We start from the raw sequence: 6222 nt of genomic DNA on the forward strand, positions 1-6222 counted from the left end.
TCACTTATCTGATGGATGTGCTATCCCATCGGCAATCCTAACAGGTTCCAACTCGTACGGATTAACTCCTTCAAGACAAGCTACATTGATCGCAAATTGATGCGGGTTTGAACGACGTTGGTGATGAGTGTAGATACCACAAGTCTTACAAAAATAGTGCTTCGCCGTCATAGTATTGAATTGATACAAAGTCAGGTTTTCTTCTCCCTGAACAATGCGAAGATTTTCCAGCAATATCGACGCGGCAATTGCGCCCCTTTTACGGCACATCGAACAGGTACATCGCCTTGGGTCTTCCAAGCCATTGGGCATAGTCAATTCCAGTACCACCGCACCGCAATGGCAACTCGCTCTATGTATTGGTTTGATGTCCATATCTATACTCCTTGTTTCGCTAGATAAACTGCAGCACTAAGCAGGTAATGAACGCAGGCATACCCGCGATAAACAGCACAAAGCCAGTTTGATAGTTTTGGCGGTAGTGCTTTTGTTGCTCTTGTTCGAAATCGTGCCCTTTGACCATGCTGTAAACTTTATCGGTGCGTGAATTATCCAAACGTGTCGTTTTACTGTGGATTCCACCTTCCCACATCAGCTTGGCGCAAATCCAAATTACGATGACGATAAAGAACAGAAAATCGACAAGATTGGTCGCTTTGAAAAACGCCACATATTGGGAAAGGACAAACACCACCAAGGCAGCCGCGAGATTGATCAACACGACTGTTTTTAACAGATGCAACAACTCAATACCTCCATTTAACTCAGCACGCGATACGTGCTGAGCGTGTCAGTGCAGCCTAGCTCACCGACAGCGACATCATTTTGTAGTCCGAATCGTTAAAGCCAATTTTTTCGTACGCTCGTTTGGCGATTGCATTGCTTTTGTGTACATAGATTCGTAATTCGAGTCCGCCTTTACGACGCATCTCATCTTCAACCACGTTAATCAACTTGCCCATCAAACCTTGTCCACGATATTCCGGTTTGATGTACATGCTTTGAATCCACCAATAGTAACCCGCGTTCCAGTCACTCCATTCTTTGACCGCAGATACGTTGCCACAAGGACAATCATTCTCGTCGACAAGCACCCAATAAGTCGCGATCGAACTGTCATGTAACGCAGCGCTGATTCCTCGTTCGAGTGTCTCTGGAATCTTGGTAACATTCTCAGCTTCGCGCGCTTCTTCTACAGTAAATTCAATAAGATCGGGTAAATCACTTAAGTCGGCTTTTCTTACTTCCATCATCTGCACTCCTTGGCTTGCTAGGATATTTTTTATTTGGGTGAGTATTTTTTCCTGCTTAACCACTTTGCCTGATAAAAAGTCGCTTAGTCTACGCTTTCTGGTCAGCTATTTATGCCGAAGTACGATAGTTTGAACTGAGTCATCTCATGGATAGTGCGTATCTAGTTTTTTGTTGACCTACATCACTGGTGGGTCACGTAATTCTCTTTGCTTTGCCACTGTTGTCGAGTGATACGATACAAACAGTGTCGCTCTAGTGGATGACCAACTTCGAGTTTCGGGTGGTTAAAATCTTGTCCAGTATTTTCCATTCCTAACTTTTGCATCACTCGTTGCGATGGTTGATTTGGGAGCGCGGTAAAGGCGTAGACTTCTGCACGCTTCAAGGTATCAAATGCAAACTCTAGGACCTTTTCGGCCGCTTCTGGAGCGTAGCCAAAACCCCAAAACTCAGCAGCTAATCGCCAGCCGATTTCAACAAAAGGCGCGTTTGGAATATCACTGTTTTCATCTTGATAATGCAAACCGACAAAACCGATTAATTGCCCAGTAGCTTTCAACTCCACCGCCCAAAATCCCCAACCACGCTCTGCAATTAGGCGGCGCATCAAATCCAATTGGTCATCGCTTTGCTGCTTGGATAATGTATGGGGGAAATAGCGCATTACCTTGCTATCTGAGCATAGCTTTGCGTAAAACTCATAATCACTTTGCTGCCAATCTCGGATTCGTAATCGCTCAGTTTCCATCATATTATGCACCTTTACGCTCAACAGGAACTGATACTCTACCCACTTCATTCTTCAACCCCAAGCCTTGTTTAAGAAATCTTCAGTGGTGAGGGTGAAAGCGTGCTCGGACTAAAGATCCGCGTGAGTCATTATTGCTTTTATTATTAGAAGCGATAGAATCCCAACGCTACTTAGCAAACGTTTAATTTATTCTCAGGGCGGGGCGAAATTCCCCACCGGCGGTATACCTGTTTTTTAGGTGAGCCCGCGAGCGCTCGATTCGTCGAGGTCAGCAGATCTGGTGAGATGCCAGAGCCGACGGTTACAGTCCGGATGAGAGAGAATGAAAACACACCAACGCTTTAGGCCTATTGTCCTAGCAAGCTTGGTGTATTTCGTTTTGACTGAAGTATGGAAATTGCATCGAGTTGACGTCTATCTGTTATCTGTGTGCCTAAGGTACGAGATAGCTGCGTCAAAATTTCACAGATGTGCGATTGTGCGTTGAGCACTTCGTGTAGCTTTTTGTGTGCTTTTAATCCATTCTTCAATCCTCATGTATGCCCTGATTCTGGTGATATTTAGGAGTAACCATGAATCAGTCATCACTACTTGCCGAATTCGGCGACCCAATCACTCGCGTTGAAAACGCACTGATCGCACTTAAAGAAGGTCGTGGCGTTTTGCTTCTTGACGATGAAGATCGTGAGAACGAAGGCGATATTATCTATTCTGTTGAACACCTTACGACTGAGCAAATGGCGCTGATGATCCGCGAATGCAGCGGTATTGTGTGTCTGTGCTTAACGGGTGAACAAGCAGATAAACTTGATTTGCCACCGATGGTCGTCAACAACAACAGTGCGAATCAAACTGCGTTTACCGTTTCTATCGAAGCGAAAGTCGGTGTAACCACTGGCGTGTCTGCACAAGACCGCGTAACAACGATAAAAACCGCAGCAAACCCAACCGCTCAACCAACAGACCTTGCTCGTCCAGGCCACGTTTTCCCATTACGTGCGCGTAAAGGCGGTGTGATGACTCGTCGCGGTCACACAGAAGGCACAATCGATCTAATGCAAATGGCAGGGCTACAACCTGCTGGCGTATTGTGTGAGCTCACCAACCCAGACGGTTCAATGAGCAAAACGCCGGAGATTATCGCTTTTGGCAAACTGCATAACATGCCAGTGTTGACCATCGAAGACATGGTTGAATACCGCAAGCAGTTCGATTTGAAACTCGCTTAATCCAACAAGGCCAAGCTGATAAACTTGGCCTTTTTGTTATCACTTTAAAAGCGACCCCACCTTGGCAAACCATCTCGACAATCACATCATACGACTCATCGAACAAGACCCAATCAGGCGTGAGGCACTGGGGCATGTCGCAAGCCTTCATTTACCCGATTGCTATCTTGCCGCTGGCTTTGTTCGTAATCTGGTGTGGGATCATTTGCATCACAAGACTCAAGCAACGCCACTCAATGATGTCGATGTGATCTACTTTGATACCGATGAAGTAGAAAACGATGCCCACCTCGTTTACGAAGCAGAACTAACGCGCCGAATGCCGACGCTCAATTGGCAAGTAAGAAATCAAGCCAAGATGCACCAAAGAAATGGTGATACGCCCTACTCCGATTCACTGGATGCGATGAGTCATTGGCCAGAAAAAGAAACAGCGGTCGCGATCAGACAGATCAAAAAAGGCAGCTACCAGTGTATTGCTGCCTTTGGTTTTGAGTCTTTGTTTGAGCTTAAGATTAGCCACAATCCCAAGCGTTCGCTCGCGCTATTTGAACAACGTGTTACTGCTAAGCAATGGCGAACGATATGGCCAAAACTAACCGTTATGACTCACTCAAATTAGGATGCCGTAGAGCTCGCTTCGATTGGTTTACTCCGCGCTTGACTGCTTTTGATTGAAAACAATATCAACAACGCAAAAGCGATAACTGACGAAACCAAACTTACGTACAAGGTGCTGTAGTAGTTAAACAGCTCACCGACAAATCCCACCGATAAACTCGCGACCAACATGGCGATGTTCATCATACTCGAGAATAGAGTTGACGCTGTACCTAGACGATCCCGCATCATATCTTGCAGCACCACCATACCCAGAGTCGCGCACACACCAATATAGAAGCCATTTAGCAACTGCGCCGCTAACATCGCTGAGAACGAAGTATTAAACATCATCACTAGATAGAACACGCAACCAATCGCAACGCCTAGCGTCATCACCTTAATTGCACCAAACTTCTCAGCCATCTTGCCCGCACTTAACATGACTGGGATTTCAAACGCAGCCGCCGCGCCAAACAGCAGTCCGAGCCAACTTGGATCGACTTTCAATTCTTGTGATAAATAAAGCGGCATACTGGTGATATAGAGATTGTTCGCAGCAAAGGTACACACCACGATCACGCAATAAAGCACAATCATGGCGCTGATTCCGCCTGACATAGAAGCAGGTTGATCGCTTTGCGCTTCTTTGGTTTCTTTCGCCACAACACTGGACGGAAGATACTTAACAATCACCAAGATAGCCAAACTGACCACGGCAGCAGACACACTAAACGCAGCGCTAAAACCATAAGTCGCCTTCAATATAAATGCAGCAGGAGGGCCAAAAACCCACGCAATCGCGATCCCTGCACGCATCGTCGAGAGGAAAGTCGTGCTGTCTTTAACATAGCGGTCGCCATACTCTCGCCCTAGTGCAAATAGTTGGCCAAACGACGCGCCACTTACGCTACCAAACACCGTTGCGACAGCCACAGCGGTCCAATAGTCACGCACAAAAATGAAGCTCCCCACAGTGACCAAATAACAACTCAGCGAGACCACTAAAATCGCTTTACGTTGCCAGTTACGATCCGACTGCCTTGCAATCAACTGCGATACAATCACTGAACTGACAATCGCCATCACCATGTAGACGCTGAGCATCATTGGCGAGGCACCAAGTTCTTCAACAATAAATAGGCTGGATAGTGGATAGAAAAATGCACCGCATAGACCGGTGACGAATGCGGTAAGGACGAACAATAAAGCGGTTTTGTCTTTAAACATTTAGGCTCCTATAAGCGAATGACCACTTTGTTACAACCCTGACAGTCTACTCAAATATCAGTGGTGCAATTGATAGTATTCGACCCACCTCTAATACTAATCATTCAAGATAACGAGTTACTTTGACAGCAGAGAAACAGCTGATCTAGCCTAAACAGCGAAAGTCAGGAGCAACGAGCATGAAACCATTCATTGAAAATGTCCTTAACGCCACCAGTCGCGACTGGACGGTACGTGAGTACCACTGCCGAGTGCATAAACAAGAGTTTTCATGTTCGTGGCACTACCACAATGAGTACGAATTGGTACTTTATCAAGACCCTCATGATGTATTTAGCGGCAGCTATCTAGCTGGTGATGCCATTGGCGAAATCCACCACAATACCGCCTTGCTTTATGGGCCGGGGTTGCCCCATATGCTCACGGGACAGATTCTGGGAACAGAAGAAAAAGCGCACCATTCGATCATTGTCTGGTTTAAACAGCCTTGGATAGAAAGTCTGCAAGCCACGATTCCTGAAGCGCGCAACATTAAACGCCTATTGGAACAGGCTTCCTACGGAGTAAAATTCAGCGCAGACACATCACAAAAGGTCGCGGAGCTGTTATCAGGGATTGACGCAGTCGAACGCCAATATCAAGCGGTTCGCGTAATCGAAGTACTACTGTTACTTTCTAATGATAGCGAGTACTTACGTCTCTCCTCTTCTCCTTACCGACTCAAACAACTATCCGGTGACCAAGACGCTTATCAAAAAGTCGAACGTGCCACTCGATTTATCGAAGAAAACTACAACACATCAATAAAAATATCTGACTTATGTAAGGCACTGCACATCAGCGAGAGTTCTGCCTATCGACTGTTTGAAAAGCACTATGGAATGAGTTTTTCTGACCATGTGAAGCAATTTAGAATCGGCAAAGCCTGCGAGTTGCTCGCCAGTACGTCACTCCCAATTTCACTCGTTGCAGAAAGAACCGGATTTCAGAACCTGTCCAACTTCAACCGCCAATTCAAAGCGGTTAAAGAGATGACACCGAGTACGTTTAGAAGTCGGTTTTAGTCTAAAGTCAGGATTACGCAAAAATGAGATCTTGCTTCGGGCGGATTTTTGCTCGCGCGGGCAACTTCTTGCTCGATTTAAGCAACTTATTGCT

Annotated in this window: 8 protein-coding genes and 1 riboswitch; of the genes, 3 read left to right on the forward strand and 5 right to left on the reverse strand. The window is 46.1% G+C overall.

Going from position 1 to position 6222, the window contains the following annotated elements; genetic code table 11:
• The 4 genes from HCZ42_RS05815 to HCZ42_RS05830 form a co-directional block, all read right to left on the reverse strand.
• On the reverse strand, positions 1 to 375 hold the full coding sequence (locus HCZ42_RS05815; RefSeq protein WP_167419791.1) for a GFA family protein: 375 nt from the start codon (positions 373 to 375) through the stop codon (positions 1 to 3).
• Between the two features lie 19 nt (positions 376 to 394).
• Entirely contained in the window at positions 395 to 745 is a 351-nt protein-coding gene (locus HCZ42_RS05820; protein ID WP_167419792.1) for a hypothetical protein, read from the reverse strand.
• 55 nt (positions 746 to 800) lie between these two features.
• Positions 801 to 1253, reverse strand: coding sequence for a GNAT family N-acetyltransferase (locus HCZ42_RS05825; RefSeq protein ID WP_217702282.1), 453 nt, complete (start codon positions 1251 to 1253; stop codon positions 801 to 803).
• Between the two features lie 182 nt (positions 1254 to 1435).
• Positions 1436 to 2005, reverse strand: a complete 570-nt coding sequence (locus HCZ42_RS05830; RefSeq protein ID WP_167419793.1) for a GNAT family N-acetyltransferase — start codon at positions 2003 to 2005, stop codon at positions 1436 to 1438.
• A 184-nt stretch (positions 2006 to 2189) separates the two neighbouring features.
• Positions 2190 to 2333, forward strand: a riboswitch (FMN riboswitch).
• Between the two features lie 244 nt (positions 2334 to 2577).
• Here HCZ42_RS05830 and ribB point away from each other — a divergent pair.
• Both ribB and HCZ42_RS05840 read left to right on the forward strand, forming a co-directional pair.
• A complete protein-coding gene (gene ribB / locus HCZ42_RS05835) occupies positions 2578 to 3234 on the forward strand; it encodes a 3,4-dihydroxy-2-butanone-4-phosphate synthase (protein WP_167419794.1) in 657 nt (218 codons plus the stop codon).
• A 61-nt stretch (positions 3235 to 3295) separates the two neighbouring features.
• A complete protein-coding gene (locus HCZ42_RS05840; protein WP_167419795.1) occupies positions 3296 to 3856 on the forward strand; it encodes a nucleotidyltransferase family protein in 561 nt (186 codons plus the stop codon).
• On the opposite strand, the gene HCZ42_RS05845 is transcribed toward HCZ42_RS05840, so the two are convergent.
• A complete protein-coding gene (locus HCZ42_RS05845) occupies positions 3853 to 5064 on the reverse strand; it encodes a sugar efflux transporter (RefSeq protein ID WP_167419796.1) in 1212 nt (403 codons plus the stop codon). The two genes, HCZ42_RS05840 and HCZ42_RS05845, sit on opposite strands and share 4 nt — an antisense overlap.
• A 179-nt stretch (positions 5065 to 5243) precedes the next feature.
• Here HCZ42_RS05845 and HCZ42_RS05850 point away from each other — a divergent pair, with 179 nt between their 5' ends.
• Positions 5244 to 6128 (forward strand): helix-turn-helix domain-containing protein, encoded by an 885-nt coding sequence (locus HCZ42_RS05850; protein WP_167419797.1) that lies wholly within the window; start codon positions 5244 to 5246, stop codon positions 6126 to 6128.
• The last annotated feature ends 94 nt before the right edge of the window (positions 6129 to 6222 follow it).

The organism is Vibrio hepatarius (assembly GCF_011806575.1).
GTDB classification, from domain to species: domain Bacteria; phylum Pseudomonadota; class Gammaproteobacteria; order Enterobacterales; family Vibrionaceae; genus Vibrio; species Vibrio hepatarius_A.

Coding starts and splice junctions, on each gene's coding strand:
- HCZ42_RS05815 (WP_167419791.1), bottom strand. CDS start 375: ATGGACATCAAACCAATACATAGAGCGAGTTGCCATTGCGGTGCGGTG.
- HCZ42_RS05830 (WP_167419793.1), bottom strand. CDS start 2,005: ATGATGGAAACTGAGCGATTACGAATCCGAGATTGGCAGCAAAGTGAT.
- ribB (WP_167419794.1), top strand. CDS start 2,578: ATGAATCAGTCATCACTACTTGCCGAATTCGGCGACCCAATCACTCGC.
- HCZ42_RS05850 (WP_167419797.1), top strand. CDS start 5,244: ATGAAACCATTCATTGAAAATGTCCTTAACGCCACCAGTCGCGACTGG.
- HCZ42_RS05825 (WP_217702282.1), bottom strand. CDS start 1,253: ATGATGGAAGTAAGAAAAGCCGACTTAAGTGATTTACCCGATCTTATT.
- HCZ42_RS05845 (WP_167419796.1), bottom strand. CDS start 5,064: ATGTTTAAAGACAAAACCGCTTTATTGTTCGTCCTTACCGCATTCGTC.